This is a genomic window from Polyangium fumosum, assembly GCF_005144585.1.
Lineage (GTDB): Bacteria > Myxococcota_A > Polyangia > Polyangiales > Polyangiaceae > Polyangium > Polyangium fumosum.
On record NZ_SSMQ01000036.1, the window covers coordinates 85148 to 110718 of the forward strand.

The 25571-nt window shown below is 68.8% G+C and carries 22 protein-coding genes; 12 read left to right on the forward strand and 10 right to left on the reverse strand.

All coding sequences use genetic code 11. The annotated features are described in order from the left end of the window. The first annotated feature begins 61 nt into the window (after nucleotides 1-61). The 3 genes from E8A74_RS29730 to E8A74_RS29740 are packed head-to-tail and all read left to right on the forward strand — an operon-like array spanning nucleotide 62 to nucleotide 6487. Complete coding sequence (locus E8A74_RS29730; RefSeq protein WP_136932479.1) at nucleotides 62-3658, forward strand: BadF/BadG/BcrA/BcrD ATPase family protein; 3597 nt, start codon at nucleotides 62-64, stop codon at nucleotides 3656-3658. Nucleotides 3659-3683: 25 nt separating this feature from the next. Beyond that, nucleotides 3684-5606 carry a 2-hydroxyglutaryl-CoA dehydratase gene (locus E8A74_RS29735; RefSeq protein WP_136932480.1) on the forward strand — a complete coding sequence of 641 codons (1923 nt, stop codon included), beginning with the start codon at nucleotides 3684-3686 and terminating at the stop codon, nucleotides 5604-5606. Between the two features lie 56 nt (nucleotides 5607-5662). Then, nucleotides 5663-6487 (forward strand): phosphate/phosphite/phosphonate ABC transporter substrate-binding protein, encoded by an 825-nt coding sequence (locus E8A74_RS29740; protein ID WP_136932481.1) that lies wholly within the window; start codon nucleotides 5663-5665, stop codon nucleotides 6485-6487. Here the strand turns inward: E8A74_RS29740 and E8A74_RS29745 are convergent. The 3 genes from E8A74_RS29745 to E8A74_RS55030 are packed head-to-tail and all read right to left on the reverse strand — an operon-like array spanning nucleotide 6484 to nucleotide 7884. Next, a complete protein-coding gene (locus tag E8A74_RS29745; RefSeq protein WP_136932482.1) occupies nucleotides 6484-7032 on the reverse strand; it encodes a thioredoxin domain-containing protein in 549 nt (182 codons plus the stop codon). The two genes, E8A74_RS29740 and E8A74_RS29745, sit on opposite strands and share 4 nt — an antisense overlap. Then, nucleotides 7019-7663 carry a hypothetical protein gene (locus E8A74_RS29750; RefSeq protein WP_136932483.1) on the reverse strand — a complete coding sequence of 215 codons (645 nt, stop codon included), beginning with the start codon at nucleotides 7661-7663 and terminating at the stop codon, nucleotides 7019-7021. The genes E8A74_RS29745 and E8A74_RS29750 overlap by 14 nt, the downstream gene beginning before the upstream one ends. Then, complete coding sequence (locus E8A74_RS55030) at nucleotides 7660-7884, reverse strand: DUF4911 domain-containing protein (RefSeq protein ID WP_232379800.1); 225 nt, start codon at nucleotides 7882-7884, stop codon at nucleotides 7660-7662. The genes E8A74_RS29750 and E8A74_RS55030 overlap by 4 nt, the downstream gene beginning before the upstream one ends. 290 nt (nucleotides 7885-8174) lie before the next feature. On the opposite strand from E8A74_RS55030, the gene E8A74_RS29760 reads away from it, so the two are divergent. Continuing rightward, complete coding sequence (locus E8A74_RS29760; protein ID WP_136932485.1) at nucleotides 8175-9719, forward strand: hypothetical protein; 1545 nt, start codon at nucleotides 8175-8177, stop codon at nucleotides 9717-9719. 9 nt (nucleotides 9720-9728) lie between these two features. Here the strand turns inward: E8A74_RS29760 and E8A74_RS29765 are convergent, their stop codons facing one another. The 3 genes from E8A74_RS29765 to E8A74_RS29775 all read right to left on the reverse strand — a co-directional run bounded on the left by E8A74_RS29765 (nucleotide 9729) and on the right by E8A74_RS29775 (nucleotide 14119). After that, nucleotides 9729-10964 (reverse strand): aspartate kinase, encoded by a 1236-nt coding sequence (locus tag E8A74_RS29765; protein WP_136932486.1) that lies wholly within the window; start codon nucleotides 10962-10964, stop codon nucleotides 9729-9731. 88 nt (nucleotides 10965-11052) lie between these two features. Then, nucleotides 11053-13389 carry a tetratricopeptide repeat protein gene (locus E8A74_RS29770; protein WP_136932487.1) on the reverse strand — a complete coding sequence of 779 codons (2337 nt, stop codon included), beginning with the start codon at nucleotides 13387-13389 and terminating at the stop codon, nucleotides 11053-11055. A 133-nt stretch (nucleotides 13390-13522) separates the two neighbouring features. Beyond that, nucleotides 13523-14119: an MlaC/ttg2D family ABC transporter substrate-binding protein gene (locus E8A74_RS29775; protein ID WP_232379801.1), complete on the reverse strand. Its 597-nt coding sequence runs from the start codon at nucleotides 14117-14119 to the stop codon at nucleotides 13523-13525. 198 nt (nucleotides 14120-14317) lie between these two features. Here E8A74_RS29775 and E8A74_RS29780 point away from each other — a divergent pair, with 198 nt between their 5' ends. Further along, nucleotides 14318-14569, forward strand: coding sequence for a hypothetical protein (locus E8A74_RS29780; RefSeq protein ID WP_136932489.1), 252 nt, complete (start codon nucleotides 14318-14320; stop codon nucleotides 14567-14569). Nucleotides 14570-14573: 4 nt separating this feature from the next. Here E8A74_RS29780 and E8A74_RS29785 read toward each other — a convergent pair whose 3' ends face one another. Together E8A74_RS29785 and E8A74_RS29790 are read right to left on the reverse strand one after the other, a co-directional pair. Continuing rightward, entirely contained in the window at nucleotides 14574-15881 is a 1308-nt protein-coding gene (locus E8A74_RS29785) for a sensor histidine kinase (RefSeq protein ID WP_136932490.1), read from the reverse strand. Next, on the reverse strand, nucleotides 15881-17101 hold the full coding sequence (locus E8A74_RS29790; RefSeq protein ID WP_136932491.1) for a type II secretion system F family protein: 1221 nt from the start codon (nucleotides 17099-17101) through the stop codon (nucleotides 15881-15883). The genes E8A74_RS29785 and E8A74_RS29790 overlap by 1 nt, the downstream gene beginning before the upstream one ends. Before the next feature lie 181 nt (nucleotides 17102-17282). Here E8A74_RS29790 and E8A74_RS29795 point away from each other — a divergent pair, with 181 nt between their 5' ends. From E8A74_RS29795 to E8A74_RS29805, 3 genes are read left to right on the forward strand one after another with little or no spacing between them, the layout of a single operon-like run. Beyond that, nucleotides 17283-18425 (forward strand): serine hydrolase domain-containing protein, encoded by a 1143-nt coding sequence (locus E8A74_RS29795; RefSeq protein ID WP_232379802.1) that lies wholly within the window; start codon nucleotides 17283-17285, stop codon nucleotides 18423-18425. 9 nt (nucleotides 18426-18434) lie between these two features. Then, on the forward strand, nucleotides 18435-20201 hold the full coding sequence (locus E8A74_RS29800; RefSeq protein ID WP_136932492.1) for an ABC1 kinase family protein: 1767 nt from the start codon (nucleotides 18435-18437) through the stop codon (nucleotides 20199-20201). Nucleotides 20202-20257: 56 nt separating this feature from the next. After that, on the forward strand, nucleotides 20258-20782 hold the full coding sequence (locus E8A74_RS29805) for a hypothetical protein (RefSeq protein ID WP_136932493.1): 525 nt from the start codon (nucleotides 20258-20260) through the stop codon (nucleotides 20780-20782). A 91-nt stretch (nucleotides 20783-20873) separates the two neighbouring features. Here the strand turns inward: E8A74_RS29805 and E8A74_RS29810 are convergent, their stop codons facing one another. Continuing rightward, nucleotides 20874-21683 (reverse strand): M48 family metallopeptidase, encoded by an 810-nt coding sequence (locus E8A74_RS29810; protein WP_136932494.1) that lies wholly within the window; start codon nucleotides 21681-21683, stop codon nucleotides 20874-20876. Between the two features lie 108 nt (nucleotides 21684-21791). On the opposite strand from E8A74_RS29810, the gene E8A74_RS29815 reads away from it, so the two are divergent. The 3 genes from E8A74_RS29815 to E8A74_RS29825 are packed head-to-tail and all read left to right on the forward strand — an operon-like array spanning nucleotide 21792 to nucleotide 23896. Continuing rightward, nucleotides 21792-22487, forward strand: a complete 696-nt coding sequence (locus E8A74_RS29815) for a TIGR00266 family protein (protein WP_136932495.1) — start codon at nucleotides 21792-21794, stop codon at nucleotides 22485-22487. A gap of 34 nt (nucleotides 22488-22521) precedes the next feature. Then, nucleotides 22522-23190 (forward strand): TIGR00266 family protein, encoded by a 669-nt coding sequence (locus E8A74_RS29820; RefSeq protein WP_136932496.1) that lies wholly within the window; start codon nucleotides 22522-22524, stop codon nucleotides 23188-23190. A 13-nt stretch (nucleotides 23191-23203) separates the two neighbouring features. After that, nucleotides 23204-23896: a TIGR00266 family protein gene (locus E8A74_RS29825; RefSeq protein ID WP_136932497.1), complete on the forward strand. Its 693-nt coding sequence runs from the start codon at nucleotides 23204-23206 to the stop codon at nucleotides 23894-23896. On the opposite strand, the gene E8A74_RS55640 is transcribed toward E8A74_RS29825, so the two are convergent. Next, nucleotides 23874-24002, reverse strand: a complete 129-nt coding sequence (locus tag E8A74_RS55640; protein WP_269749895.1) for a hypothetical protein — start codon at nucleotides 24000-24002, stop codon at nucleotides 23874-23876. The two genes, E8A74_RS29825 and E8A74_RS55640, sit on opposite strands and share 23 nt — an antisense overlap. Before the next feature lie 48 nt (nucleotides 24003-24050). Here E8A74_RS55640 and E8A74_RS29830 point away from each other — a divergent pair, with 48 nt between their 5' ends. After that, entirely contained in the window at nucleotides 24051-25562 is a 1512-nt protein-coding gene (locus tag E8A74_RS29830) for an FHA domain-containing protein (RefSeq protein ID WP_136932498.1), read from the forward strand. Nucleotides 25563-25571: the final 9 nt, after the last annotated feature.

A 25571-nucleotide genomic window follows, 5' to 3' on the forward strand; every position in this document is an offset into this window, starting at 1 on the left:
GATACCCCATTCTGACTGACTGGACAGTCAGTCGGGGCAAAAGGGACGGGAGAGAGACCGCATGGAGAGTCGTGATCCGGTGGTGGTCGGGATCGACGTGGGCTCGACGACGGTGAAGGCCGTCGTGCTCGATCCGGGCACGCTCGAGATTCTCTGGAGCGATTACCAGCGCCACCAGACGAAGCAGCCCGAGAAGGTGCTGGAGATGCTCCAGCAGATCGAGCAGGCGTTCCCGGACTCGCCCCGCCCAGCGTGGCGCGTGTTCATGACGGGCTCGGGCGCGGCGCCGCTTTGCCCCTCGCTCGGCGCGAAGTTCGTCCAGGAAGTCAACGCCGTGACGCTCGCCGTGGAGAAGCTCCACCCGGACGTGGGAAGCGTGATCGAGCTCGGCGGGCAGGACGCGAAGATCATCATCTTCAAGAAGGACGAGAAGACCGGCGACAAGACCGCGGCGCCGTCGATGAACGACAAGTGCGCCTCGGGCACGGGCGCGACGATCGACAAGTGCATGATCAAGGTGGGTTTGCCCTCCGAGGTCGTGCGCGAGATCCACTTCGACGACTCGAAGCTGCACCACGTCGCGGCGAAATGTGGCGTGTTCGCCGAGACGGACATCGTGAACCTCGTGAAGAGCGGGATCCCGTCGACGGAGATCCTGTGCTCGCTCGCGGACGCGATCGTCCTGCAGAACCTGTCCGTACTGACGCGCGGGTCAACCTTGAAACACAGGGTGATCCTGCTCGGCGGGCCGAACACGTACCTGCCGTTTTTGCAGGAGTGCTGGCGCAAGCGCATCCCCGAGACGTGGGACGAGCGCGGCTACGCGTGGCCGAAGGACCGTCCGATCGAGGAGACGATCTTCGTCCCGGAGAACGCGCAGTACTACGCGGCCTACGGCGCGTGCGTGTACGGGCTGCGTGAGGCGGCCGAGGTGGGTCTGTACGTGGGGACGGACGGGCTCGTCGACTACATGAAGAACGGGCGCAAGGCGCGGCTCGGCGAGAGCGCGGGGCCGCCGCTCGTCCGGACGAGCGACGAGATCGACGACTTCCGCAAGCTCTACGCGATCCCGCGCTTCAAGCCGATGCAGCTCGAAGCCGGGAAGGTCGTGCGCGGCGTCATCGGCGTGGACGGCGGGTCGACGTCGTCGAAGGCGGTGCTCGTCGACGAGGACGGCGAGATCGTCTGCAAGGCCTACCAGCTCTCGAAGGGCAACCCCATCCAGGACACGAAGGAGCTGCTCGCGCAGCTCCGCGCGTACGTGCAGGGGCAAGGCGCGACGCTCGAGGTGCTCGGCTTCGGGGCCACGGGTTACGCGGCGGACGTGCTGCAAGAGACGATGCGCGCGGACGTGAACATCGTCGAGACCGTGGCGCACATGATGAGCGCGGTGCGGTACTTCGGCGATGTCGACGTGATCTGCGACATCGGCGGGCAGGACATCAAGGTCCTGTTCATGAAGAACGGCGACATCGCGAACTTCCGCCTCTCGAACTCGTGCTCGGCCGGCAACGGGATGCTGTTGCAGGCGATGGCGGATCAGTTTGGCCTCAAAGTGACGGAGTACGCGGACACGGCGTTCCAGGCCGAGCTCGCGCCGAAGTTCAGCTACGGCTGCGCGGTCTTCCTCGACACGGATCGGGTGAACTTCCAGAAGGAAGGGTTTTCGAAGGAGGAGCTCTTGGCCGGGTTGGCCCAGGTCCTCCCGAAGAACGTCTGGCAGTACGTCGTGCAGATCCCGCGGCTCGCGTCGCTCGGGCGGAGGTTCGTCCTGCAGGGCGGCACGCAGTACAACCTCGCCGCGGTCAAGGCGCAGGTCGACTACATCAAGGAGCGCGTGCCGGACGCGGAGGTGTTCGTCCACCCGCACACGGGCGAGGCGGGCGCGATCGGCGCGGCGTTCGAGACGCTGCGCGTGATCAAGCGGCGCGGGACGAGCACGTTCATCGGGCTCGATGCCGCGATCGACCTCAAGTACCACACGAAGAACGACGACGAGACCGTCTGCCACTTCTGCCCGAACGAGTGCAAGCGGACGTTCATCGACGCAGAGCGGCCCGACGGATCAACGGCGCGGTACATCTCGGGCTTCTCCTGCGAGAAGGGCACGGTCGAGAGCGAGGACGCGATGCTCGCGCTCGTGGCCGATCGGAAGAAGATCGCGAAGCAGTTCCCGAACTGCGTCGACTACGAGTCGAAGCTCGCGTTCCGGAGCTTCCACAAGGGCAACGCGATGCCCGCGGACGGGACGCCGATCAAGGACTTCGTCGTGAAGAAGGGCCTGTTCAGCGTGCGTCGCGTGGAGACGACGCGGCCCTTCCGGCGGAGCGGGACCGCGGTGCAGGAGCGGCTGCGCCGGACGCGCATCGGCATCCCCCGCGTCTTGAACCTCTACTCGACGGGCCCGTATTTCCGGGCCTACTTCGAGGCGCTCGGGATCCCGAAGCAGAACGTGATCTTCAGCGACGAGACGACCGAGGAGATGTGGGTCGAGGGCGGGAAGTACGGCTCGGTCGATCCGTGCTTCCCGTCGAAGGTGACGCAGGCGCACATCCACAACCTGCTCTTCCACCACCACTCCGCGGACAAACCGCTGAAGTACATCTTCTTCCCGATCCTCACGCACGTGCCGAGCTTCGGGAAGAACGTGATGGACAACGCGAGCTGCCCGATCGTCGCGGGCGTGCCCGACGTGATGAAGGCGGCGTTCACGAAGGAGGTCGACTTCTTCGCGACGCGCGGGATCGAGTACCTGGATCCGCCGCTCACGTTCGCCGAGCCAATGCTTACAGCGCGGCGCATGTACGAGTGCTGGGGGCCGCGGCTCGGGATCACGGAGGACGAGAGTGATCACGCGCATCGCGAGGGGATGGCGGCGCTCGCGGGCTTCGAGCGAGAGCTGCAGGAGAAGGGGCGCGCGATCCTGGAGACGGTCGAGGCGGAGAACCGCGTGGCGATCCTGATGATCGGCCGGCCGTACCACTCGGATCCGGGGCTGAACCACGGGATCCCGGAGGAGTTCCAGGTGCTCGGCTACCCGATCCTCAGCGTGCGCTCGATCCCGCGGGACGACGACTACCTGCGTCGTTACTTCCGGGAGGAGTACGCGCGTGGGCAACACCCGCTCGACATCAACGACGTGTGGCCGGAGAACTACTCCGCGAACAGCGCCCAGAAGGTGTGGGCCGTGAAGTTCGCCGCGCGGCACCCGAACGTCGTCTTGCTCGATCTGTCGAGCTTCAAGTGCGGCCACGACGCGCCGACGTACGGCATCGTGGACGGGATCGTGTCGTCGAGCGCGACGCCCTACGCGGCGCTGCACGACATCGACGCGAACAAGCCCGGCGGCTCGATCAAGATCCGCGTGAAGACGTACGCGCACAGCCTGAAGCTCTACCAGGAGTCGCTGGAAGACCTCGCGAAGAAGAAGGCGGAGCTCTCGCACAACATCGACAAGAAGCGGCTGGAGCTCTTGCAGCTCAAACAAACGCAGCTCGCGGAGCGACGGGCGTCGGATCCGGAGCTGGAGAAGCAGATCATGGATCTCTCGGCGAAGGTGCGGGCGTACGAGGCGCCCCCGCCGGCCCCGCCCGAACCGCCGAAGGGCCTCGTTCAGCTCAAGAAGAAGCGCGCCGACGGCAGCGTCGTGTCGGTTTGACGTCGAAGGAGTCACGGAGGAATCGATGGAAACTGCGGTCCAGAAGACGCGGCTGCCGATCATGGGCAGCGCCAAGCAGTCGAAGGTCGACGAGGCTCTCGAAGCCGAGCTTCGCGCATTCGAGGAGGCGGAGCGCGAGCGCCTCGGCATCAAGGCCGAGCGCAAGCAGTGGGTCGACACGATGCTCAACCCGCAGGTGAAGCGGAATGAGCGCGAGAACGTGACGCTCCTGATCTCGGGCCTCACGGCGGCGCAGGACTTCCTCGTGGAAGGCGCGCTCGGCGGCCTCGGCTACAAGATCAAGAACATCGGCTGTCCGGATCAGGAAGGCCTGCAGGTCGGCAAGGAGTTCGGCAACCGCGGGCAGTGCAACCCGACGTACTTCACCGTGGGCAACCTGGTGAACTACCTGATCAAGCTGCGCGACGAGCAGGGTTTGACCAGCGAGGAGGTCATCAAGAACTACGTGTTCCTGACGGCCGGCGCGTGTGGTCCCTGCCGCTTCGGGATGTACGTGACGGAGTACCGGAAGGCGCTGCGCGACGCGGGCTTCGACGGCTTCCGGGTGATGCTGTTCCAGCAGACCGGCGGCCTGTCGCAGGCGACGGGCGACGACGTGGGCATCGACATGAACCCCGCGTTCTTCGTGGGGATCGTGAAGGGCATCGTGTGCGGCGACGTGCTGAACGCGCTCGGCTACCGCATCCGGCCCTACGAGGTGGTGCCCGGCGCGACGAACAAGGCGCTCGAAGAGGCCAAGCGCATCATCTACAAGTCGCTGCACGACCAGACGAACGTGTTCGTGGCACTCTACAAGTGCCGCAAGCTCTTCGAGGCGATCGAGGTCGACCGACTGCGGGTGCGCGCGAAGACGTCGATCATCGGCGAGTTCTGGGCGATGACGACGGAGGGCGACGGCAACTACCAGCTCCAGAAGTTTCTGGAGAGCGAAGGCGCCGAGAACGACATTCAGCTCACGACGGCGTGGCTGCTCTACAACGTGTGGGAGGTCCGGCACGACACGCAGGATCGCGAGGTGCTTCGCGGCGTGGACGAGGGGACGAACAGCCTGAAGGATCATCAGGGCGAGTTCGACGTGGCGAAGCGGATCGCGACGATGCGCCTCGCGGAAGGCGCGCTGAAGCTCGGCTTCCAGGCGTTCGCGCAGCCGATCGGCCTGCACGACTACCACCTGCCGGACATGGACCTCGTCGCGAAGGTGGCCGAGGACTACTACTCGAACGACCTGCGCGGCGGCGAAGGGCACATGGAGGTCGGCAAGCTGATCGTGAACACGGTGCGCGCAAAGGCGCACATCACGGTGAGCGTGAAGCCGTTCGGATGCATGCCGTCGTCGGGCGTCTCCGACGGCGTGCAGTCGCTGATCACCGGCAAGTACCCGGGCACGATCTTCTGCGCGGTCGAGACGAGCGGCGACGGCGCGACGAACTTCTACTCGCGCATCCAGATGTACATGTTCAAGGCGCGGATCGCGGCCGAGCAGGAGCTCGAGCGCGTGCTCGCCGAGCAAGGCGTGACGATCGACGAGGTGCGCGCGTTCCTCGACGCGAACCCGAAGTACAAGAGCGCGCTCTACTATCCGCCCCACCGCGTCGCAGGGACGGCGGCAAACCTGGTCTACGTGGTGGCGCCGCTCATCAAGAAGTCGGCCGCGGAGCGCGCGATCGACAAGGCGAAGCACACCGCCGAGGCGCTGCGCGACGCGGCCGTGAGCGCGCCCGGGGCGATCGCCGAGGCCTACCGGAAGGCGACGGATCCCGAGACGATCGCGAAGGTCCGCGAGGACGCGTTCGTCCTCCGGGACATCGTGCGTGGCAAGGCGATGGACCGGTTCCGTCCACTCTTGCAGCAGCTCATGGGCAAGGCCGTGTTCGAGAACAACCCCGAGATCCGGACGACGACCTACGAGCCGATCGCCGCGGAGTGATCGACCCCTCGCTCCTCCTGTCTTGACCACCGCGTGACCCCCTGCGACCGTGGGGCATGGCTCCGGAAGAAGAGAAGACGACCCTGACCGTGGGCGTCGTGCTCACGTCGGATCCAGAGGGGTCACGCGCGTCGCTCGCATCGTTCTGCAAAGCGCTCTCGGACGCGACGGGCTTCGAGGTGAACGGCCTCGGAGGCTGGAACTACAACACGCTGCTCGAAGCCCTGGAGACGGGCGAGGTCGATCTCGCCTGGTTGCCGCCGCTCGTGGCGATGCGCGCGACGAGCCGCGCGCGCGTGATGCCGATCGTGCTGCCCGTGCGAAACGGGGCGTCGTCGTACAGGACGGCGCTGTACGCGCCGCAGAGCTCGCCGATCCGCGAGATCAGCGATCTCCAGGGGCTCCGCGCGGCGTGGGTCGATCGGCAGAGCGCCGCCGGGTACATCGTGCTCCGGGCGCACCTTCGCTCGCTCGGGGTGGACCTCGATCGCGCCTTCCGCGAGAACCTCTTCTTCGGCTCGCACGGCGAGGTGGCGCGCGCGGTGCTCCAGGGCTCCGCGGACGTGGGCGCGACGTTCGTGCACGTGGAGCCGGATCCGAGCCATCCACGCGGCGAGCGCGTGGTGCGCGCTGGATGGGAAGCCGCAGACGTGCACGTGATCACGTGCGCAGGGCCGATCCCGGCGGACGTGATGGCCGCGAGCGTGCGCGTGCCGGTGGCGACGATGCGCAAGGTGCAGCGGGCGCTCGTGGGCAGCGGGGACGACGAGCTCGGTCGGGCCGCGCGAACGCTGTTCGGCGCGGAGGGGTTCGTCGTGGCGTTGAGCGAGCACCTGGATCCGCTCGCGAAGCTCATCGCGAAGCAGGAGTCCGAGGGCTAACGCGCGTTCGTCTGCGGCGCCTTTCCTCGTTCGAGGTCACGCAGGGCCGCGTCGAGGGCGTCGGCCGACGCGAGCCCGAAGTTGCGGAAGACCTCGCGGCCCTGGGGATCGAGGATGACGAGGCTCGGGACGTGATGAAGGCCCTGGAAAGGCCCCGCGCCCTCGATCGTGGCCTCGTCGGCCATGGCGACCGGATACGGCGGATCGACGACCTTCGCGAAGGACTCGACGAGCAGCTTGTGGTGCGGCGGTTCGAGGACGACGAGGCCGGCGTTGATGCGCGGGACGTGCCGCCGCACGAGGGTCGAGAGGAAACGCGCCTGCGCGTGGGACGAGTCGTCGTAGGTCGCGACGAACGCGATCACGGAGAAGCGGCCCGCGACGGTGTCGGTGGACAAGGTGCCGCCGTCGAGCGTCTCGTAGGAGAAGAAGACGCGCGGGCCGCGCGCGAGAGGCTGCGTGGGCGCGTCGGGCGAAGGCGTGGACGAGCACGCGATCGGCGCCGCGAGGAGGGCGAGGAGCAGCGCGTACCTAGCGCGGATCATCGATCGCCTCGAAGTCGGCGTCGAAGAGGTCGGCGAACTCGCGCAGCGACGCAGGCAGCTCGCGGCCGCGACGGCGATGGGCGAGGATCGCGTGCGCGAGCTCCTCGACGACGGGGGTGAGCGGCGTGGTTTCGAGCAGGATGCCGTCGACGACGGCGCCGCTGCGAGGCGCGTCACCCTCGCTGAGGAGGCAGTCGTGCCGGGCCCAGAAAAAGCCTTCGTCGGGCAGGTAGCGGCACCAGAGAACACGAACGAAGCGGAGGTAGACAGGCTGGACGAGCGCGACGACACGCGCGCCACCGCGCGCCATGCCCGAGAGCGCGCGAATGGGCCTGTCGCGCCACGCGGAGGTGTCGCCGAGGACGATGGCCTCCTCCATGCGCGCACGGCGGTCGGGATCGGCCTCGACGGCGAGGAGCGGGGCATAGAGGGCGACGAGGGGAACGGACAAACCGGGCGCGTCTTCGGCGAGCGCGTCGAGCCAAGCATCGCGGGCTTCGGGCGCGAGGCCGGCATAAACGTCAGCCGCGGCGAGGGCCGCGTCGGCGTCGTTGGCGAGGGCGCCGAGCCACTCGCGCCAAGCTGCGAGGATACGAGGCTCGGGGTTTCCAGGCTCCTGCGGCTCGGTCATCGATCCCTCCCCGCTTCGACCTCGGGATGGACGCGCGCGTCGATCTCCCGCACGAGATCGTCGAGCAGCTCGACGAGATCCTTTTCGCGATCGGGCGGCACAGCCACGACGAGCTCGCCGCCTCGCTCGGCGAAGAGGGTGCCGAGGCCCTCGCTCGCTTCGAGGATGCCCTTCAAAAAAACGACATCCGCGGGGCGAACGTCGACACGACGCACGAGCATGCCCGCCGAGACCTCGGAAATCGGGAGCGCGCGTCGCCGCCTTTCTGGACCGCCGTGGCCAGGGCTTCGCGCTGCGGAAGGCGCTTGGTCGGCGTGCGGCGTGCAGGCGCCATGGGAGGGAGGCGCCGTGTCGGGCGAGGGCATGGGACGGAACAGGTAAGCACCGCCCGAGGCCGGGATCCAGCACGGGCACCACCCACCGCGCGTGATGCGCCGGGGCGGCCTCTCCAGCAGAGGAAGCGTCGCTCCCGCCGTGCTCGTCGAGGCAAAGGCGCTAGATTCGTGCCGCCATGTCGTACGGGAAAGACGATCGGGTTGCCGAAGTCGCTTGCGATCCGCGGAGCCGGGACGGGAAGCCCGGGTGGGAGGACGAACCCGGGCGCGTGCACGCGTTCGGCGCCCCCGCCCGCGTGCCCCGGAAAACCGAGGAAGAAGAGGACGACGACATGGATCTGCCGCCGCTCGACACGGACCCCGACGGCGGGGACGACGAGGCCACAGGCGGCGATTTCGACGACGCGCTGCCGGATCTACGCGACGACGGGGGAGATCCGCTCGACGACGCGAACGCCCAGGATCTCGACGTGGGGCTCGACGTCGAGGACGACGCGGACGCGGCAGCGGGCGACGACGCGGAGGAAGGCGTCGACGTCGGCGCGCTCGACGAGGACCTGGCGACGCTCGACAGCGAGGAGAGCGCGGTCGGTGATGATCGGGACGAAGGCGCGTACGGCGACGACGACGCGGCGGATCTGGAGTTCGACGCGACCCAGGACGACGGCGGCGCGGAAGGGACGGGCGAGAGCGCGGAGAACGACATCGACGAGTCGGCGCTGCCGGAGCTCGACGAGAGCGCGAACGACGAGGCCGACGACGACGCGCTCGCCGACGAGCTGCTCGAAGAAGCGGCGCGTGAGAAGTTGCCGCCGTGGGCGCCGAGCCGGTTCGTGGTGCTCGAAGGCGCCGGCGCGCCCGTGCCATGCACCGCGGTGACGGTGTGCGGGGGGCGCGTGCTCGCCGCAGGGGACGTGGTGCTCGTGGTGGACGAGGGCGCGCACGCAGCGCGGCAAACAGGGCTCGATACGCCGAGCACGGCTGTCGTCGCGACGGACGAAGTGACGGTGGTGGCATCGGCGCGCGGCGGGCTGCTCGTGAGCCGCGATGGATGCGCGTCGGCGACGCCGGTCGCAGGGTTCCGATCGGGGAAGGGCCCCGTGGAGCTCGCGGCGACGCCGGGGCGGATCTGGGCCCTGCACGAGGGATCGCTCTGGTCGATGACGGGTCGCGAAGGGACGCCGGTGCTCGCGCGGGAGGGCGGGGTGCGGGCGATCAAGGCCGCGGGCGGTACACTCGTGGTGTTGGCGACGCGGCCCGACGGCGCGGCGATCGAGCGGCTGCGCGGCGATGACGAGGCCTGGCAAAGGGCGCCGCTCGAAGGCGCGGCGGCCGATCTCGCGGCGCGGGCTCCGAGGCCTGACCTGGCCGTCGCGACGGCGGGGAAGCGCGTGGCGATCGTGTCGCCGCGCGGGCTGCTCCTGTCGAACGACGGTGGGCATTCGTTCGAGTCGATCGATCTGCACGACGTGCTCGGCGCGTGCTTCGCGGGCGACGAGGAGGATGCGCCGCTCTACGCGCTGGTGGCGCCGAGGGGCGCCGCGACGTCATACGTGGTGCGCGTGGGCGAAGACGGCGACGTGTCGCGTGTCGCGGAGCTACGCGGGCAAGACGGCACGGGCCTCGGCGAGGCGTCGATCGCTTGGGACGGCGCGCGCGAGCTCGTCTGGATCGCGAGCCGCCTCGGGCTCGTCGCGCTCGGCCCGGCGCGGCCGCACTGACAGCGGGGATCAGCTCTCGACGAAGGCGTGGTGCAGCGCGCGCTGCGCCTCGGCGAGGGCGCTCGCAGGGACGACGGCGCTGAGCCGGAGCGGCGTCGCAGTGAGGGCGCTCGGGGTCGCGGAGACACCGCGGAGCGCGGCGAGGAAACGCACGAGGGGCTCGGTCGTCGCGGCCAGGCCATCCCCCACGACGCTGACCACGGCCACGTCCTCGACGAGCGCGAGCGACGGCAAGGCGCCCGTGAGCCGCTGCTTGGCGCCGCGCCAATCGGGCACGTTGAGCAGCGACACCACGAAGCTCGCGCCGCGCTCGTTCACCGCGAGGTCCTTCAAAGGCACCTTCGCTTCGCCGGCGACACGCAGGAGATCGTCGAGCCGCGCCACGTCGGCCAGGCTTCCGAGCGCGACGTTGCCTTCGCCGACGACGGCGCGGGCGCGGAGGTCCTCGCGCGGACCGAACTTGCGCACCACGGTTTGCCGCGCCCCCTCGTCCTCCGCGTCGAACGTCGAGCGCGCATAGATCGCGATGTTCGCGCGGCGCGCCCACTCGACGGCCTGCGCGCAGAGGACCTTCGCGCCGCTCTCGGCCATCTCCTGCAGCATGGCGTGGTCCAGCTCGGGCAGGTGCTTCGCGTCGGGCACGACGCGCGGATCGGCCGAGTAGACGCCGTCGACGTCGCTGTAGATCTCGCACCGCTCGGCTTCGAGCGCGGCGGCGAGCGCGACGGCGGTGGTGTCGGAGCCGCCGCGGCCGAGGGTCGTGATCTCGCGCCGGTAGCTCATGCCCTGGTAGCCGGCGATGATCACGATCTGCCCGCGCGCGAGCTCGTCTTCGATGCGGTGCGGCCGGACCTCGATGATACGCGCGTCGAAGTGGCGGTCGTTCGTGAGGATGCCGGACTGCGAGCCGGTGAAGGAGATCGCGGCCTCGCCACGCGCCTGGATCGCGATCGAGAGCAGCGCCATGGAGACGCGCTCGCCGGTGGAGAGGAGCATGTCGAGCTCGCGGCGCGGCGGATCGGCGGCGCCTCCGGCCTGGCTCGCGACCTGCCGCGCGAGCGAGAGCAGGCCGTCGGTCGTCTTGCCCATCGCGCTCACGACGACGACGACATCGTTTCCCGCGCGCTTCGCGGCGACGACCCGATCGGCCACACGCCCGAGCTTGTCGACGTCGGCCACCGAGGAGCCGCCGTACTTCTGGACGATGATCGGACGCCGCCTTCCGTTGGGCTCACTGCCTTGCACGCGGTACCTCGGAGAGAAAAGGGCGCGCGAGCGCGCCTTCGTCGACCGCTAGCACGAGTCCAACGGAAGGGGCAAACACGCGGCGAGGCTAGTCTTCCTCGCTCGCCGCCATCATTTCGTAAAGCTCCGCCTCCGAGGGCCGGCCCTCGGCCCGCGCCGTCTCCGCAAGCCGCTCGAGCACCGCGCGCTTTCGCGGCCAGAGCTCGCGCCGAACCTCGTCGCCGCCCTCCTCGATGCGCGCCGAGAGGAGCGCGAAGAGCTCGAGATCGCGGCCGAGCCGCGCGAGCGCGTCGGCGAGGCGGAGCGCGACCTCGTGATCGTGCGGGTTCGCGCGGAGCTTGTCGGTGAGGCGCTCGACGAGGATCTCGTCGCCCTCGTCGTCTTCTTCGTTCGTGGGCGCTTCCTCCATCGAACGAGCGGCCTCGACGGAGGGCGCGGGAGGCGTGAAGGAAGGCGCGCGCTCGGACGGCGCGATCTCTTCGACGGCGACGGGCAGAGGCGCGGCCTGGGGCGGAGGTGCGACGCGGCCGAGCTCGGTCGAGATGCGACGGAAGGCGGCTCCGATCTGGCGATCTCGCGGGCGCAGCCGGATCGCGACGCCGAGGTGGCGCTGCGCGGCCCGCAGATCCCCGCGGGCGTTCTCTTCGATGTCCGCAGCCTCGACGAGCATCGCGGCCACGGCCGCGGCACGATCGGGGTCGTCCGGAGAAACCGCCTCCGCCGCCTCACGCAGGCGAGCGAGCGCGAGCGAAGCGCCCGCGAGATCCCCGAGCTCGGCGCGCCAACGACCTTCGAGCGCGCGCGCCTCCGCGGTCTGCACGAGCCCCGGTGGGATCGCACGAACACGCGCGATCGCGGCCGGACGATCGGACGCGTGCTCGACGAGCGCCCGCGCGAGCTCGATCTCGACCGAAGGCAAGTTGCGCCCCGCGCGCGCCGCGAGCGAGGCCGCACGCGCGAGCAGATCCAGGGCGCGCCGTCCTTCACCCGCAGCGCGGAGCGAGAGCGCGAGCCCGAGCGCAGCCTCGGGGCTGTCGGGCGCGTACCGGAGCGACCGCTCGAACAGCACGCGCGCCTCGGCCACGTATCCGCGTGACAGGAATGCCTCGGCCGCGCGGCTCCAGATGCGATGGCGCGCCTCGGGCCCGCGGGCCGCGGCTTCGAGGTGCTCGGCGTCGGTCCGCGCGCCCTGTGCGTCTCCCACGTCGAGCCGGGCCTCGATCCGCGCCCAGCGCGCGTCCTCCAGCATGGGCGAGCGCACGACGGCTTGATCCAGCGCATCGAGCCGTGTCGCGAGCTCCGACGAGATCCGCGCGACCTCGAGCCACACGAGCGCCGCGAGCGGCCCGAACGCCTCGGCGTGCGCGGCGCGCGCGTACGCCGCGACCGCCCCGCCTTCGTCGCCGATGGCCGCGAGCAGCGCGCCGCCGAGCAGGCCCGCGTCGATCGCCGGGATCGCGTCGACCAGCGTCGAGAGCGCGGCCTCGGCCCGCTCTCCTTCAGCGACGTCGATCCACGCGATCCGCGAGGAAATCTCGGGGTGCCGCGGCGCGCGCTCCAGCGCGAGCAGGTACCGCCGCCGCGCCTCTTCGAGGTCCCCCGAGGCCGCGATCGCATCCGCGTCCGCCGTGAGCTCGGCTTGCTCGATCGCGCGGATCGCCGCGGCCGCGAGTGCAGGCGGCGACGCGGTGGCATCCGCGCGCAAGGACAAACTCCCCTCCTCCACGGCCGGCGCTTCCCACCGCGCGCCGTGCACCGAAGGCGCGCGCGCCCCGGCCGCCGGCATCACGTGCCTGACGAGCGAGGCCACGGCGTCGGGCAGGATCACCGCGCTGCCTGCGAGGCGCCCGAAGGGCCGACAAACCTCGGCGAGCACGCGCAAAGCGAGCACATGCGGAGGCGCGCCGAGGCCCACGCCGCGCGCCCGCTCGGGCACGAGACGCACGTCTCGCTCGTTCGGCGCGATCACCAAGTCGAACGCGAGCGCCGCGCGCCCGAGCCGCATCCCGACGCGCAGCCCCAGCTCCGCCGCGACGATCCCGATCTCGGGCGTCCCTTCCCCGAGCACGCCCCGCGCGCGTGGCGCGACGAACGCCGCGAGATCCTCGGTCCTCGTCGACACGGCGAGCCGCCCGAGCACGCCACGTCGATGCCGGAACCGCGTCACGCCGCCCGTGAGATCCACCGGAAAACGCACGCTCGGCAGCGCGATCGCGAGATCGTCGACGACGAGCGGCCCTACGGCGAACGGCGCATCGAGCTCGATCGAGAGTGTCCCGCGCTGCACCGAGAGCAGCAGGATCGGCCGATCCGTCGGGCGAGGCTTCGCCTCCGCGCTGCTGCTCCCCGTCGTCGTGGGGACGCGGAGCGGCTCAGCGCGTCCGAAGGGGCGCACCCGCCCTCCCGGCCCGACACCAAAAGCCACGCGCCGTAGCCTACCAAAGAGGCGCGTCCCACCGCGAATTTCCCGAGCGGAGAGCGACGACGACCGTTCGAAACGCAAACGGCCCCCGGGCTCGTTCGCCCGAGGGCCGCTGGTCATGGGGGCGGAAGGCGCTTCAGACGTCGCCCTTCGCGAGCTTGTCCTTCATCTTCTTGATGAGCGCCGGGAAGCCGTCTTTCTTGACGATCTTGGTGAACTGGGAGCGGTAGCTCGATACCAGGCTCACGTCGTCCGTGATGATGTCCTTCACCCGCCACGCGCCGTTTTTCTCGGCCATCACGTAGGCGATCTCGACAGGCTCGCTCCGCGCGTCCTTCTTCGACACGGCGCGCGTCTTCACCACGATCGCGTCGCCCTTCTTCTCCTCGGCCGTGTATTCGATGTTGAAATCGAGCGTCTTCTTGAGGTTTCGCTCGTACGACTTGCGGACGAGCTGCTTCAGAAGGTCGCTGAACTCGGCCTTTTCAGCGTCGGAGCGGGCCGCCCACTCCGAGCCGAGCGAGGCCTCCGCGAGCGCCTGGTAATCGAGCAGCTCGTCGAACATCGCGCTGACCTTCGCGTCGTTCGAGGGCTTCTTGAGGAGATCGAACAAGGCCGTCTGCTTGGCCTTCACCACATCCGTCGCCGCTCCGGCATGTGCGAGGCCCGCGGCGCCCGCGAGCGACACGGCGAACGACAAGACCAACGCGCCGACAAAGTTCGTTCGTTTCACGTTCCAGCTCCTCCTGCCTCCACCGCCGTTCGCCGCCTGGGCGCCGCGGAACAGAGGGCAGACGTCCATGCCCCCCGTTTATTCACCTTCCGTGCCACGCGCCGGATCTAGCCGATTCCAGCCCTCGATGTCAGGCCCTGTGAACGGGCGGCCACGACACGCGTGGCGCCTCTGTCGCTCGCAAGGCACCATCGGGCCATGAAGCGCCGCCCGATCCTCCTCGCAGCGGGGCTCGCCGGCGCGATCGGCTTCTTCGGCCTCGGCTGGCTCGCGTCGCGCGGGTGTTCGCCCCCGGAGGCGCCGCCCGCGCCCCACGCCCAGGGAGCTTCCGAAACGCCCGACGCCGGCCCGCACGAGCCGATCCTGCTCCTCGACGCGTCCTCCATCGTGCTGCTCCCGGACGCCTCGCTCCGGATCGATCCGCCGGTCGCGCCCTTCGAAGAGCCCTGATCCCTCAGCTCGGCGCGAGCGCGAGCTCCTTCGAGTGCGGGATCCGCACGCAGAACGTCGTGCCCTTCCCAGGCTCGCTCTCGACCTCGATCCCGAACCCGTGGTCGTCGAGGATCCGCTTCACCACCGCGAGGCCGATGCCCATGCCCTGCGATCGCGTCGTGAAAAACGCGTCGAAGAGCCGCTCGCGCGCCTCCGGCGGGATCCCCACGCCCCGATCCTCCACCGCGAGCACGACCGCGCCGCCCGCGTCCGCCTCGACGCGTACGATCACCTCCGCGCCCGCGGAGCTCGCCTGAATCGCGTTGCGCAGGAGGTTCCACACGACCTGCCGCATCTGCGCCGTGTCGGCCTCGATCTCGAGCGAATCCGGCCCCACGTAGCGCAAGGGTACGTCACGGCCGCGGCCCGATTTCCCGGCGAGCATCACCACGTCGCGCGCGGTCGCAGCGAAATCCATCGGCGCCTTCGAGGGCGCGCGTGGGCGCGAGACGTCGAGCATGTCGGTCACGAGCTCGTTCAGCCGCGTCGTCTCCCGCTCGATGATCGCGCAGAGCGCTTCATCCTCGGCGCCGAGGGATCCACCCGTCCGCAAGAGCTCGATGGAAGCGACAATCGATCCGAGCGGGTTTCGGATCTCGTGCGCGAGCCCCGCCGCGAGTCGGCCGAGCGCCGCGAGCCGCTCCGCTTGCTCGGCGCGCGCTGTCGCCACCACGAGCCGACCGCCCGTGATACGGAGCCGCTCGGCCAGGTAACTGCCGAGCAGCGCCACAACGCTCATCGCCAGCAGGTTCAGCACGAGCGGGAACGCGGCCTCCGACCAGCTCGTCGCGTACGCTTCGAGCGGCTGATCCGGCGGCGGAAGCAGGAAGCCCTGCACGAGCAGCGTGCAGAGCAACGCGTACGACGAGGCCCCTGCGATCAAGCCGATGAGCGCGCCGCGCAGGCCGAGCAAGATCGCGCCGCAGAGACACGTGAAGCCATAGAGCGAGGTCGCGCCGCTCGCCGCGCCGCCGGAGACGTAGACGATCATCGACCACGCGATCTGGTCGATGAACATCTGCCCGTACGCGAGCAGCGGCAGACCCTTGCCGAGCCGGAGCACCGCGGCGTAGACGCCCGTGAGCGCGAACGCGACCGCGAACGTGAGCATCGCGATCCGACTCGAATCTGCGCGCGTGCCGATGCCGCCGAGGTAGATCGTCGTCATGACGATCAGCACGATCGTGAGGACGATCAGGCGCAGCCCCGTGAGCCACGCGAAGCGGACCGCGAACGAGCTCTCGGCGCCGTCGCGGAGGCCGAGCCTCATCACTCGCCCTTGATGTTGCCTGCGAGGCTGAAGATCGGGAGGTACATCGAGATGAGCACCACCCCGACGACCGCGCCGACGACGACCATGAGCAGAGGTTCGAGCAGCGAGGTCAACGCCGAGACCGCCACGTCGACCTCCTCCTCGTAGAAGTCGGCGATCTTGTTCAGCATCGTGTCGAGCGCGCCGGTCTGCTCGCCGACGGCCACCATCTGCACGACCATGCCGGGAAAGACTTTGATCTCCTCCAGCGGCTCGGCCATGTTCTTGCCCTCGGAGATCTTGGCCCGCGCGTAGACGAGGCCCTCCTCGACGATCACGTTGCCCGCGGTCTTCGCCACGATGTCGAGGGCGTCGAGGATCGGCACGCCGGAGCCGAGCAAGGTGCCGAGCGTCCGCGTGAACCGCGCGACCGCGATCTTCTGCATCACCGGCCCGAAGATCGGCAGCTTCAGCATGAGCTTGTGTGCCATGCGTTTGCCCTTCGGGTTCTGGTAGAACTTGATCGCGCCGTACACGAGACCGATGCTGCCGACGATCGTGAACGGCAAGGCGCTGACGAACGCGCGCGACGTCGCGATGACCGCTTTCGTCAGCCCCGGCAGCGCATCCTTCGCGCCGAACTCGGCGAACATGCCTTCGAAGGCCGGGATCACGAAAGTCATCAGCACGATGATGACCACGATCATGATGATGATGACCGCCGTCGGATACGCCATCGCGCCGCGCACCTGACGCGCGAGCTTCGCGCGCTTCTCGATGTAGCCCGCGAGGCGGTTCATGATCGTGTCGAGGATGCCGCCGACCTCGCCGGCCTGGACGAGGTTCACGAAGAGCTCGTCGAAGATCTTCGGGTGGCGCCGCAGCGAGTCGCTGAACGTCGCGCCCTGCTCGACGCTGTTCTTGATGTCGCGCAGCGCGACCTGGAAGCGCGGGTTCGGCTCCTGGTTCGAGAGGATGTCGAGGCACTGCACGAGCGGGAGGCCCGCGTCGATCATCGTCGCGAACTGGCGCGTGAACTTGACGAGGTCCTGCGAGCTGACGCCCGAGCCGATCGTGACGTTCTTGAGATCGAGGCCCTTGCGCTTCTGCGTGATCTTCGTCGGGTTGAGCTGCAAGCCGCGCAGGCGGGTCTGCACGGCGGCCTCGTTCTCCGCATCCATCACGCCCTTGCGGACCTCTCCGGTCCTGGCACGGGCCTCCCATGCAAACTCGGCCATGGTTTCTTGCTCGACTCCCCGGTCTACCAGGATAAGGGGCGAGCGCGCTCGGGGTCAAAGACGCGGCACGTTTGATCGAATCGGGAGATCGTTTACACCCCCTCCCGCTCTCAACTCTTGGGGCTACGCTCGGACAAGCTGAGCTACGCCCCCAAACCCCTCGGACTCAATCCTCACCGCCGTGAAGAACGCCGCCCCCGCCATCGACCTCACGGCCGCCGCGCGCGTCGTCGTGGACGATCACCAGGCCGCGCCGTGCGCCGTGGTCGCCGCCGCATTGCGAACGCGCGCAGGCTGGATCCACGGCGCAGGCGCGGCAGGCGTCCTCTCATTCGAGGAAGGCGCGCCACGCGCGGACCTCGATACGCCCTTCGATCTGGCCTCGGTCACGAAGCCCGTCACCGCGCTCGTGATGGCCCGGCTCGCTCGCCGAGGGGCGCTCGCCCGCTTGGAGCCGCTCGCCGATCTCGTGCCGATGCTCGCGAAGACACGCTCGGCGCGCGTCTCGCTCGACCTCCTCGCGGCCCATCGCGCGGGCCTCGACGCGCATGGCTCCCTTTACGGGCCGCTCGTGCGAGGCGAAGCCGTCGACGTCGAGGCCGCGCTCGTCATGGCCGCTGACGCGCGGCGCGACGGCTGCACGGGAGATCCGCCGCCGGAAGGGTTTCCGCCGGTGTACAGTGACCTCGGATACGTCCTCCTCGGCGCGGCGCTCGCGCAGAGGAGCGGGCTCGAGCTCGACGCGCTCGTGACGCGGGAAGTCACGGGACCGCTGGATCTCGACATCGGATCCGCGCGCACCCTCCGCGCGCAAAAGCCTTCGTTTGATGCGCGAGTCGCGCCAACCGAGATCGTCCCGTTTCGCGACGGCCTCGTGCGGGGCGCCGTGCACGACGAGAATGCCTGGGCGCTCGTGGGTCATGCATCCGCGGGGCACGCGGGCCTCTTCGGGGACGCGCGCTCGGTCGCGCGGCTCGGCATCGCCGTGCTCGAAGCGCTCGCGGGTGAACGCCGCGATTTCCTCGACCCCGACGACCTCGCGCCGCTCGTCCGACCTCGCCCGGGCGGCTCGCTGCTCGCGGGCTTCGATCAGCGCAGCGGCAACGAGCCGAGCTCCGGCGCGCGCCTCGGGCCGCGGACCTTCGGCCACCTCGGCTTCACGGGCACGAGCCTCTGGATCGATCCGGACGCTGGTTTCGTCGGCGTTTTGCTCACGAACCGGGTCCACCCGACGCGCACTGCGCTCGCGATCCGGCAGGCGCGACCGGCCGCCTACGACGCCATGTTCGACGCGATGGTGGAGGCGCAACGAGCCGCGGGATAAGCTCGCCCCGTGTCGCAAGGCGCCCCGGACCTCCAGGAACAGCCGCGCGTGCGTCTCATCGCGCCCGCGGCGAAGGCGCCTTCGAAACCGGCCAAGCGAGGCGCTGGGCCGCGCGGCATCCGGCCGAAGGGACGGCAGAGCTACCGCTTCATCCGCGCCTACACGACGACGTTCGTCGTCCTCGGCAGCTACCTCTGGTTCTTCTTCCTCGGGCGCTGGTTCGGGCAGGCGTGGCTCGATGCGCGCATGGCCGACGTGCACGGGCGCAACGCGCGCCGCGTGCTCTCCACGATCGTCGAGCTCCAGGGCCTGTTCATCAAGGTCGGGCAGCTCCTCAGCATCATGGCGAACTTCCTGCCCGCGCAGTTCCGCTCGGGCCTGGAGGCGCTGCAGGATCAGGTCCCGCCACGGCCGTACCGTGAGATCGCCGAGCGCATCGAGCGCGAGTTCGGCAAGCCCGTCGGCGCGATCTTCGATCGCTTCTGCGAGGAGCCGATCGCGAGCGCCTCGCTCGGTCAGGTGCACGAGGCGTGGCTCAAGAACGGCGTGCACGTCGCGGTCAAGGTCCAGCACCGCGACATCGACGAGATCGTTCGGCTCGATCTCACCACGATCCGCCGCATCATGCAGATCGTCAGCATCTTCGTCCCCGTGCAGGGCCTGGACGCTTACTACCACCAGGTCCGCTCGATGATCCTGGAGGAGCTCGATTTCCAGAGCGAGGCGCGGAACATCACGCGCATCGCCGACAACTTCCTCCGTGATCCCACGGTGCGCTTCCCGCGCCCGGTCGACGGTTATTGCACGAGCCGTGTGATGACCACGGACTTCGTGCCCGGCGTGAAGATCGGCGACATTACCGCGCTCGACGCGCGCGGCGTTGATCGCAAAGCGCTCGCCCGCAAGGTCGTGCAGGTCTTCTGCCAGCAGATCTTCGTCGACGGCATCTACCACGCCGATCCGCACCCCGGGAACATGCTGGTCGGCGACGACGGCGCGCTCGTCCTGCTCGATTTCGGCGCTGTCGCGGAGCTCTCGCCGCAGATGCGCGAGGGCATCCCCGAGTTCCTGGAGGGCGTGATCCGCCGCGACACCGATCAGCTCATCAAGGCCATGCGCAAGATGGGCTTCCTCTCGCGCACGGACTCGCCCGATGTGAGCGAGAAGGTCATCGAGTTCTTCCACCAGCGCTTCCAGGACGAGGTGAAGATCGACACCTTCAACCTCAAGGACATCAAGCTCGATCCGCAGAAGGGCATCGAGAGCCTCGTCGACCTGCGCAAGATGAACATCGGCCTGAAGGAGCTCTCGGGCGCCTTCCACATCCCGCGCGACTGGGTCCTGCTCGAACGAACGATCCTCCTGCTCACGGGGCTCTGCACGCAGCTCGATCCCGAGCTCTCGCCGATGGAGGTCATCCGGCCCTACCTGCAGGACTTCGTGCTCGGCAACCGCGACTGGGCGCAGATCGCAGTCGACGCGGCGAAGGACATGGCCCTCAAGGCCATCACGATCCCCGAGGACCTCCGCAAGTACCTGAACCGCGCGAACCGCGGCGAGTTCGAGCTTCGCGTGAAGGGCCTGCCGAGCGCGGCGCGGCTCGTCTACGCCGGGATCCGCCAGCTCATCTACGCGGCGATCGGCATCGCCTCGGGCTTCGCCGCCTTGCAGCTCCACCTCGCCGGCCAGGCGCACCTCGCCCGGTATTGCCTCTACGGTGCCGCGGCCGCGGGCGTGCTCCTCCTCGGGAGCCTCCTGCTCACGCGGACGAAGTAGAGACCTCGCGCTTTCCCCCGTTGACGGTGGCCCGGGACGAACGTCAACGTTCGCCCATGAGCAGCGAAGTGCAAGACAGGCTCGAGGCCGCCCGGAAGGCAGCGGAGGCCGAGGTCGAGCGTCTGAAGGCGGAACACGACAAACTCGCCGAGAAGATCGCGAGCCTCGGTGACGACTCGCCGGATCGACGAGCCGAGCTCCGCCGCCGCAGGGCCATGATCGTCGACGCGCGCGAGGCCCTGAAGGACACGGAGGCCGCGCTCCGTTTGTTCGAAAAAACAGGCAAGGAGCACGCGATCATCGCGGAGGGGACGCGGGTCTTCGGCTCGGTCGCCGTCCGCGTCCCGCCGGGCACGTCGCACGAGGCGCGCGGCCGCGCCATCGACGACGAGCTCTCGGGATCCCTCGCCGACGTCGCGGCCGAGCTCGGCGTCATCCTCGCGGCCGCGCCTTCGCGGTACACGCGCGAGCGCCCTGGCCGCGACGCCGAGGGCCGCACGGTGCTCGACGTCTTCGGCCGTGTCGAGGGCGACACGCTCGTGCCCGCGGTCAGCAGCGCGTCGCGCAACCTCCGCGTTTAGTCCCGAGGGGAACGCCTCGTGTCCCCCTCTCGGCCAGGCAAAGCCCGGACGATTCACCCCCTGGAGGGAGATCGCCTTGCGATCTCCTGGTTTACTTGCCGGCGCGCATCCGCTCGCGGATCGCCTTCGCGCGTTCCTCGCTGTCCGGGTGCGTCGAGAGCAGCTCCGGCACGGGCATGGCTTCGAGGCTCTCGAGGAAACGCGCCAGCCCCTCGGGGCTCTTGTTGCTGCGCGCGAGCAGATCCACCCCGAACGCGTCGGCCTCTTCCTCCATCGAGCGGCTGTAGCGCAGCGTATCGAGCTGCGAGGCGCCCGCGATCACCGTGGCCGTGATGTCGTTCAGGTCGCCCACGACGAACGCGATCGTCAGCCCGAACAGCGCGTTTCGCGCGAGCGATCGCACGCCGTGTCGCTTCACCGCGTGCCCGATCTCGTGCGCGAGCACGCCGCGCAGCTCCTCGTCGTCGTCCTTCGACCGATCGAGCAGCCCGGTCAGCACGAAAACCTCACCGCCGGGGAGCGCGAATGCGTTCACCTGATCGTCCTTCAGCACCGTGATCCGCGGCGCCACGAGGACACGTCTTTCCTCGTCCGTGAGGCTCGATCGCAGCTCCTCGAAGATCCGATCCACGCGCGCCTTTTGGTCCTCGGTCGGCGCGCCGGAGAGCCCATGCTGCGCGCGCATCGCTTCGCCGGCCGTCTTTCCGATCGCCGCGTCGGCGTCGGGCGGGATCACCGCGACGATGGCCGTGGACGCGTATCCGGCGCACCCACGCGCGGCGAAGATCAGCCCGACGATGGCGAGGAGCAGGATCCCGAGCTCGGCGACCAGGCGCTTGGGGCTGTGCCCGAATCCCGTACCGGACGCACCTTTCCCACTTCCCGCTTCCGCTCCCGACATGTCTCCGTTATACCCTGCCCGCCTCTCGGCCGCCCGTGGGGGGAGCGCGTCGAAACGCACGCCGTCCCGGCCGAAAGACCTCCTCCCGAACGAAGGGGAAGGATTCGGATGCAACACATCGTCAAGTACGAGCCGACGTTCTCGATGCTCCAGGTGAGCCTCGCCCCGGGCGAGACGATCATCGCGGAGGCTGGGTCCATGGTCGCCCGTTCGAGCAGCCTCACGATGGAGGTCAAGCTCAATGCGGGGAAAAACGCCGGTTTCTTCGGCAAGATGAAGGCGTTCTTCATCGCGATCATCCGCAAGATCGTTGGTGGTGAAACCTTCTTCGTGAACCACTTCTCCGGCCCGCAAGGCGGCTGGGTGTGGCTCGCGCCCTCGCTCTCGGGCGGCATCAAGCCGATCCAGCTCGCCGGCAACTCCATGATCTTCAGCGCGGGCGCGTTCCTCGCGAGCGCGGGCGACATCGACCTGAAGATGCGCTGGGGCGGCCTGCGCGCGCTGCTCGCGAAGGAGGGCGCGTTCTTCATCGAGGCCTCCGGCAACGGCCAGGTCTTCGTGACGAGTTACGGCGCGATCGACGAGATCGACTGCAACGGCAGCTACATCGTCGACAACGGCCACATCGTGGGCTTCGACTCGTCGTTGAACTTCAAGATCCGCAGCGGCGGCGGCGGCCTCCTCGGCTTCATGGCCTCGGGCGAGGGCATCGTTTGCGAGTTCCAGGGCCAGGGCAAAATCCTCATCCAGTCGCGCAACACGAGCGCGCTCGTCGACTGGCTCACGCCGATGCTGCCGCCGTGAGGCAGGGGGCTTCCGGAGATAAGGACGAACAGCGATGCAAGTGAACCTTCTTTACCGCCCGTCGCAGTCGCTCGCGCAGTGCTGGCTGCAGAACGGCGAGTCCGTGGTCGCCGAGAGCGGCGCGATGGTCGGCATGTCGACCAACGTCCAGATGCAGACGCAGTCCGGCGGCTTCATGAAGGGCCTCAAGCGGCTCTTCGGCGGCGAGTCGTTCTTCCGCAACACCTTCACCGCGCAAGGCGGCCAGGGCGAGGTCCTCTTCGCCACGCCGCTCTGCGGGGACATGGCGGTGCTCGAAGCCGGCCACAAGCAGTGGTGCATCCAGAACAGCGCCTACGTTGCTTCGAGCCCCTCGGTCGACGTGAAGACGAAGACCGGCGGCTTCAAGGGCATGTTCTCGGGCGCGGGCCTCTTCCTGCTCGAAACGTCGGGGATGGGCCAGGTCGTCATCGGCACGTTCGGCGCGCTCGAACAGGTGCAGGTCGACGGCAGCATGGTGATCGACACGGGGCACCTCGCTGCGTGGGAGTCGACGCTCACGTACAAGGTCGGCAAGAGCGGATCCGGCTGGATCGCCTCGTTCCTCTCGGGCGAGGGCCTCGTTTGCCACTTCGAGGGGCAGGGCACCGTGTACCTGCAGTCCCGCAACGCCGCCGAGTACGGCTCGACGATCGGCGCTCTGTTGCCAGCGCGCGAGCAGTGAAGAGGTCTTAACCGTGCGACACGAGATCCGTCACAACCCCGACTTCGGCCTGGTCCAGGTCCACTTCGACCAACCCGGCGAGCAGATCATCACCGAGAGCGGCGCGATGGTCGCGCGCGACACGGGCATCGAGATGAAGACGAGCTTGCAGGGCGGCATCGGCGGCGCCCTCAAGCGCAAGCTGCTCGGCGGCGAGAGCCTCTTCCAGAACACGTTCACGGCGACGGCGCCGGGGCAGAGCATGTGGTTCGCGCCCGCGCCCGAAGGCGCGATCGTGTGCATCACGATGCAGCCGGGCATGGAGCTCTTCCTGCAATCCGGCGCCTACCTCGCTTCCACGCCGGGCGTCACGCTCGACACGAAGTGGCAGGGCGCGAAGGGCTTCTTCTCGGGCGGCCTCTTCCTCATCCGCGCGTACGGCCAGGGTTACCTCTGGTTCAACTGCTACGGCGGCGCGCACGTGCTCGACATCGGCCAGCAGTATCACGGCTACATCTGCGACAACACGCACATGGTCGCGTTCACGCAGGGCCTCCAGTACAACATCAGCAAGGTCGGCGGCTTGAAGAGCCTCTTCCTCGGCGGGGAAGGCCTCGTGTGCAACTTCCAGGGTCAGGGCCGCCTCTGGCTCCAGACGCGGAACCCGAGTTCGCTCGCGTCCTTCCTCCACCCGTTCCGCCCGGTCAAAGCCAAATCTTCGGGTTGAACGTGAGCGCGACGAGGCCCGAAGTTACGTTGGTCTCGTCGCGCACCTCGCAGCAGTTCCCCGCACCCCCGTCCACAAACGAGCATTGCGTTCGGCGGGGATCCATCGGTAAAGTACCTCTATCCGTCGAGCCACGCCTCGCGGCAACCCGTCTATGTGGAAGCTAACGATCGAGGACGACGAGGGGAAACAGACCGTACTCCCTCTCGCCCACGACGAGTACGGGCTCGGACGCGGCGAAGGTAACTCGATTCGCCTGACCGACCGCAACGTCTCGCGTAAACACGCGCAGCTCAAGCGGAACGGCCAGGGATGGTCGATCTCCGATCCGTCGAGCTACAACGGGACCTTCGTCAACGGCGTCCGTGTCGTCGGGGATCAGGCGATCAACGGCGGCGACGTCATCCAGCTCGGCGACTACCGCATCGAGTTGGTCGACGAGTCGAAGGTGGTGCCCGCACCGGACGCGACGGCGCAACAAGGCGCGCTCGCGCAGGTGCCGGTCCATCAAAGGCCGAACCGCCTCGTCGTGGTCGTCGGGCCAAACCCCGGGGCCGAGTATCCGCTCGATCGTGAGCACTTCACGATCGGCCGCGCCGAAGAGGCGACGATCTCGATCAACCACAGCTCCGTCAGCCGCCTGCACGCCGAGCTCATCGCGCTCGGCAACGGCCGCTACGAGATCATCGACAAGGGCAGCGCGAACGGCATCCGCATCAACGGCGTGGAGCTGAAGCGCGGCATCCTCGAAGCGGGCGACGCGCTCGAGCTCGGTGACGTGCGCCTGCGGTTCGTCGGCGCAGGCAAGATCTTCCGCGCGGGCATGGGCCTCGGCGTCGACGGCCAGGCCATGCGGCCGATGGGCTCGTTCGACAACGTCGCGACGAGCGTGGGCACGCCCGCGCCGCCGCCGCGCGGCCCGAGCCTCGGCAAGCTCATCGGCATCGGCGCGGTGGTGGGCCTCGTGGTGATCGGCGTGATCGTCGGGATGACGCGGACCCCGACGACGACCACGACAAACACCGTCGAAACGCCGGAGATGAGCGCCTTCGAGGCGCAGGTCTTGAAAGAAGCCCAGGAGCTCGTCGACGCGAAGGACTTCGATCGCGCGCACACGAAGCTCCAGGCCATCAACGACAACTCGCCCGTTCGCGAGAGCCAGCCCTTCAAGGACATCGAGTCGAAGTGGGCCGACTGGATGTTCAGCAAGGCCGATCAGCTCGAAGACGTGGCCGAGAAGAAGCGCATCTTCCAGCAGATCGCCTCCACGCCGAGCGTGAGCGCAGACCAGCGCAAGAAGGCCGCCGATCTGCTCCACGCCCTCGCCGGGCCGGAGCCGACGGCGCCCACGCCGAACAACGGCGGCGGCACGTACGTCCCGCCAAACCCGGGCGGCGGGAGCTTCAACAACGGGAGCACGAGCGGTGCCACGGGCGCCACGCCGGCCAAGTCGACGGAGCCGACCGCGGCGACGACGCCGACCGCGCCGCCGCCTCCCGGACAGTTCGACGAGGCCGCGATTCGCAAGGGCCTCGAGCCGAGGGTCTGGTCCGGCAAGGCGAGCGAGGCAGACATCAAGATGCTGATCGCGATCTGCAGGCACCAGCGCGACACGGCCTGCAAGGACCGCGCAGTCGCGATGCTCAAGCAAAAGCAGGGCGGCTGAGCGCGCGCC

Coding starts and splice junctions, on each gene's coding strand:
- E8A74_RS29820 (WP_136932496.1), top strand. CDS start 22,522: ATGCAAGTGAACCTTCTTTACCGCCCGTCGCAGTCGCTCGCGCAGTGC.
- E8A74_RS29780 (WP_136932489.1), top strand. CDS start 14,318: ATGAAGCGCCGCCCGATCCTCCTCGCAGCGGGGCTCGCCGGCGCGATC.
- E8A74_RS29805 (WP_136932493.1), top strand. CDS start 20,258: ATGAGCAGCGAAGTGCAAGACAGGCTCGAGGCCGCCCGGAAGGCAGCG.
- E8A74_RS29785 (WP_136932490.1), bottom strand. CDS start 15,881: ATGAGGCTCGGCCTCCGCGACGGCGCCGAGAGCTCGTTCGCGGTCCGC.
- E8A74_RS55640 (WP_269749895.1), bottom strand. CDS start 24,002: ATGGATCCCCGCCGAACGCAATGCTCGTTTGTGGACGGGGGTGCGGGG.
- E8A74_RS29760 (WP_136932485.1), top strand. CDS start 8,175: ATGTCGTACGGGAAAGACGATCGGGTTGCCGAAGTCGCTTGCGATCCG.
- E8A74_RS29810 (WP_136932494.1), bottom strand. CDS start 21,683: ATGTCGGGAGCGGAAGCGGGAAGTGGGAAAGGTGCGTCCGGTACGGGA.
- E8A74_RS29790 (WP_136932491.1), bottom strand. CDS start 17,101: ATGGCCGAGTTTGCATGGGAGGCCCGTGCCAGGACCGGAGAGGTCCGC.
- E8A74_RS29750 (WP_136932483.1), bottom strand. CDS start 7,663: ATGACCGAGCCGCAGGAGCCTGGAAACCCCGAGCCTCGTATCCTCGCA.
- E8A74_RS55030 (WP_232379800.1), bottom strand. CDS start 7,884: ATGCTCGTGCGTCGTGTCGACGTTCGCCCCGCGGATGTCGTTTTTTTG.
- E8A74_RS29830 (WP_136932498.1), top strand. CDS start 24,051: ATGTGGAAGCTAACGATCGAGGACGACGAGGGGAAACAGACCGTACTC.
- E8A74_RS29740 (WP_136932481.1), top strand. CDS start 5,663: ATGGCTCCGGAAGAAGAGAAGACGACCCTGACCGTGGGCGTCGTGCTC.
- E8A74_RS29745 (WP_136932482.1), bottom strand. CDS start 7,032: ATGATCCGCGCTAGGTACGCGCTGCTCCTCGCCCTCCTCGCGGCGCCG.
- E8A74_RS29730 (WP_136932479.1), top strand. CDS start 62: ATGGAGAGTCGTGATCCGGTGGTGGTCGGGATCGACGTGGGCTCGACG.
- E8A74_RS29735 (WP_136932480.1), top strand. CDS start 3,684: ATGGAAACTGCGGTCCAGAAGACGCGGCTGCCGATCATGGGCAGCGCC.
- E8A74_RS29815 (WP_136932495.1), top strand. CDS start 21,792: ATGCAACACATCGTCAAGTACGAGCCGACGTTCTCGATGCTCCAGGTG.